This is a genomic window from Glutamicibacter sp. AGC84 (assembly GCF_053543575.1).
On sequence record NZ_JBLVOC010000015.1, the window covers coordinates 377,211 to 381,402 of the forward strand.

3 protein-coding genes are annotated in these 4,192 nt (G+C 60.0%); all 3 read right to left on the reverse strand.

Annotated features, from left to right (window positions below; translation table 11 throughout):
* Nucleotides 1–43: 43 nt before the first annotated feature.
* Entirely contained in the window at nucleotides 44–2,005 is a 1,962-nt protein-coding gene (locus tag ACNPN0_RS10530) for a S8 family peptidase (protein ID WP_448937727.1), read from the reverse strand.
* Between the two features lie 580 nt (nucleotides 2,006–2,585).
* Complete coding sequence (locus ACNPN0_RS10535; protein WP_448937726.1) at nucleotides 2,586–3,527, reverse strand: AEC family transporter; 942 nt, start codon at nucleotides 3,525–3,527, stop codon at nucleotides 2,586–2,588.
* Nucleotides 3,528–3,649: 122 nt separating this feature from the next.
* Nucleotides 3,650–4,192 (reverse strand): enolase C-terminal domain-like protein (locus ACNPN0_RS10540; protein ID WP_448938899.1); only part of this gene is annotated, 543 nt, incomplete at its 5' end.

Below are 4,192 nucleotides of genomic sequence, written 5' to 3' on the forward strand. Positions count from 1 at the left end.
CCCCCGCTTGCGCAGGTAATAGTGGACTTTTCTGGTCGATCCTCTAGCTGGCGGCTACCGATGCATCATCAATGCGGAACAAGGTAGCCTGCGAGCTGTCTTCCACGCCCTTGAAACGCAAAGTAACGGTCTTACCGCGGAAGTTGTTCAGGTCAACGGCCTGCAGTTCGTAGGACGAGCCGGCATCCAAGTTCGACCAGGTGCCCATGTTGTAGGTTCCGTAGCCGTCCAGAACCTGTACGGTCAGCTTGTCGTACTGGCTATAGGCAGTAGTTTCATTGGTCAGCACATGCAGGTAGAACTCCAGCTGCGCATTGGTGGCATCTGCCGGGATGGCGACCTTCTGGTCCAGGGTGTAGGTGTTGGAATTGCCCCAACCATTGAGCCCAGCTAATCCGCTGCCGGAGCGGGCTGCCGAGCCGGACTCGAAGGTGTCGGCGCGGTTGGCGGTCCAGTAATCCGCCCCGTTCTCGAAACCTGCATTTTTCAGCAGGTTGCCGCTTGGCTCCGGATCCGGAGTTGGCTCCGGGGTTGGTGTTGGGTTGCTGCCGTCCAGGGCATTCATGATCTTGGCGGCATCCACCAGTCCGGCGCCGCAACCGATGCTGCAACCGCCTGGCATCGCGCGGGTGCCCTGCTTCAACGCAGTTTCCACGGAGGCGGGGGACATCCCAGGGTCTGCCGACTTCATCAGTGCGACCATGCCCGCTACGTGCGGGGTGGCCATGGAAGTGCCCTGGTAGAAGGCATAGCCCTGGCTGGATGGAGTAGTGGTGCCGGTATTGATGGTGGACAGCACGCCTTGGCCGGCGTAGCGGGTGTCGCCACCAGGTGCGGTGACGTCAACGGCCGAGCCGTAGTTCGTGTAGTACGACGGAGCGCCCGAAGGGTTGCTTGCCGCTACGGTAATGACGTTTTCGCAGTTGGCCGGGCGGGAATTCGAAGCGTTCTGGCTTTCGTTGCCGGCGGCAACTACCACCGAGGTGCCGCGCGAAACCGCGGCGTTGATGGCCGCCTGGTAGGTAGTTCCGCAAGCGCCGCCACCGCCCAGGGACATGTTGATGGTGTCTGCCGGGGTTGGGTTATTGGCAATTCCCGGGACCGAACCGCCCGAAGCCCAAATGATGGCATCGGCGATATCGGACAGGCTGCCGCCGCACTTGGCCAGGACGCGGACCGGCTGGATCTTGGCATCCGGGGCAACTCCGGCCACGCCGCTGGAGTTGTTGGTGACTGCGGCTACGGTGCCGGCCACGTGGGTGCCGTGCCAAGAGGAATTGCCCGAGTAGCTGCCGCCGCATTCGCCGGCGGCGTACCAGTCGCCCTCATCCTGGGGGTTCGCGTCGCGGCCGTTGCCGTCGCGGGCCGAGGTAGAGCTGGAGACGAAGTCGTAGCCGGAAACGATGTTGGCGTTCAGGTCCGAGTGCGAGGTGATGCCGGTATCCAGGACAGCGACGATGCTGCCCTCGCCGGTGGCGATGTCCCAGGCCGAAGGCAAGCGCATCCCGTTGGTGCCGCTGTAGTGCCACTGCTCGCCGTACCGGGTGTCGTTAGGCGTCATGGAAATCTTCATGATGGCATCGGGTTCCACCGATTCCACGAGACCAGACTGCGCAATATCGGCCATGAACTCTTTGGCGCCGTTGCCCTTGAGTTTCTTGTCGGCCTTCACCACGAAGCTGCCGGTGGCCATGGCTCGCATTTCCTTGACGGTAACGCCTGCTGCCTTGGCTGCTTTGCCCCAGGCCTTGGCGCGGGAGGACTTGCCCGTCTGCGTGGCTGAAGCCTTGTAGGTGACGATGAATTGGTCGTAGGCCTCGCCTGATTGAACCGAACCGATCTTGACCTTGTCTTCGCCATTTGCCTTGGGGAGGGACTTTTCAGCGGGAGCCGATACGGGGGAGGCGGTAGCTGGCAAGGCGCCAGCGCCGAAGCCGCTCATGCCGATCACTACGGCCGCGGAGACGGCCAGGGTTCTCCGAAGAGGGGTAGAAAAACGTGCCATTGATGTTCTCCTTGTAGGGTTTTTGGGCGCACAAAGGTCGGTGATCAATCGATGTGGTGTGTGCCGGTAGGAGCGTAACTGCTCGGCAACTCCTAAAGGAAGTACTTCTCAAATAAATCTTTTATATTCGCTCATGTACTAAAAAGGTGTTTCACATATTTCTGTGGAACTATCCCGGCGGACTCGCAGATTCGAAAAATGAATGATGGTTATCTGCATGTTTGGGGAGTTCGAAATTTTCAGATCCGCACTGACCATGGAAAACACATAATTATTTGCATAGCGAACGCTATCTTTCCAAAGGTGTTTCACGCTAGGAGTACATTCCGGGATCCAGCTATCCTGGCGTCGAAGCCGTGGTCCAAGCGTGCTAGGTATCTTGGCTAATTCATTGAATAAATGGCGTCCCTCCGGATTCGGCACCGTGCGATGGCCGATAGCGCCTTGGTTGCCAGCTCATCGGCTGGAGGCTTCGCCAACTAATCAGTTCCGCCGAGTTACCCTTCGGGAGACAGCTGGCAACGGCTTGCTTCGGCAGGCTCAAGATGCCCACCGGAGCGAATACCGGTGCTGCACGTATCTAGCCCAGCAAGAAGGCAATGACCAGCACACTGGGAAAGGTCAGCAGGGTGCTTGCCAGCACCACTTCGCGCGGCACGGCGACGGGGAGCTTGAATTGCTGGGCAAACAGCAAGACGTTTTGCGCGGTTGGAAGCGCCGCCATGATCACCACTCCGAGAAGTTCGATTCCTGATAGGCCGAAAACGAAGCGGGCAACGAGCCAGGCGAGCAAAGGCATGAAGAACACCTTGAACGCGGTCGCCAGATAGATTTCGCCGCGCAGGTTCTTATCTGACAATGGACGCTGGCCGTATAGCGCCATTCCAAAGGACATCAGCAACAGGGGGATGGATGCGTCGCCAATCATTTGCACTGGCGCATGAATGACTTCGGGCAGTGCCAGGCCAAAGAAGGAGAACACCGCACCGAGGAAGGTCGCAATAGTGACAGGGTTGGCGATGGACTTGAGGATCATTTTCGCACCGGGCAGGCTATCCGCGCCACCGGACTTGGCGCGGGAGAGCACCGCGAACATGCACAGGTAGACGGGAGCGATGATCAGCAACTGCGCGATGAGCACCGACACTACGGGACTGGTGCTGCCCACCGCATAAAGGGCCAGCGGCACACCGATATTTCCAGCATTCACATAACTCGTGGACATGGCCGCAACGGGCAGCCGATGAGCTGGAGTCTTGAAGGCCAGCCGCGCGACCAATGCATAAGCGGAGCCGGTCAGCACCGCAACCATCAAGGCTATCGGGGTGAATACACCAACCACCGCATGCAGATCGGTACTGGCAAGCAGGGTGAACATCAGGGCGGGGTTGGTGATGTAGAAGATGAGCGGGGTCAGCCCCTGGGCAATGGCCGCGCGTTGTCGCGGCAGCGCGACCGACGTCAGCAGGCCGATGCCGATGAGGATCAAGACAACGGAGAATCCCTGTAGAACTCCTTGCATATTGCCTTTCCCGCCCGGTACTGGTGTTCCCAGCTCCGGGGCTTCTCGAAGCCGTGGACGGCGAGGGTGCGAAAGCTCCCTCTACCGTCCACGGTGCATTATTCGGATTCCCTGGCAGCCCATCAGCGAACCAGCGCGGGACTCTTCGAATCGAAGGTCCAGCCGGGAATCAGGTATTGCATGGACACCGAGTCGTCACGCGAGCCCAACCCATGTTCCAGGTACAGTTCGTGGGCTTGGGCGACCCGATCCATGTCCAGGCTGACACCCAAGCCGGACCGCTGCGGAACCTTGATCTCTCCGTCCCGAATCACCAATGGTTCCTCGGTCAGGCCCTGTCCATCCTGCCAGATCCAGTGGGTATCGAGTGCCGTGATCTCGCCCGGAGCAGCGGCGCCGACCTGGGTGAACATCGCCAGCGAAATGTCGAAGTGGTTGTTCGAGTGCGACCCCCAAGTCAGTCCGAACTCGTTGCACAGCTGGGCAACGCGCACTGAACCGGACATGGTCCAGAAATGCGGATCTGCCAGGGGGATGTCTACCGCATTGGTGCGCACCGCGTGCGCCATTTCTCGCCAGTCAGTCGCAATCATGTTCGTGGCGGTCTGCAGACCGGTCGCCCTGCGGAATTCGCTCATGACCTCGCGGCCCGAGAAGCGGCCCCC

Excerpts from the sequence above, each read along its gene's own strand:
- ACNPN0_RS10530 (WP_448937727.1), bottom strand. The coding sequence starts at position 2,005 with ATGGCACGTTTTTCTACCCCTCTTCGGAGAACCCTGGCCGTCTCCGCG.
- ACNPN0_RS10535 (WP_448937726.1), bottom strand. The coding sequence starts at position 3,527 with ATGCAAGGAGTTCTACAGGGATTCTCCGTTGTCTTGATCCTCATCGGC.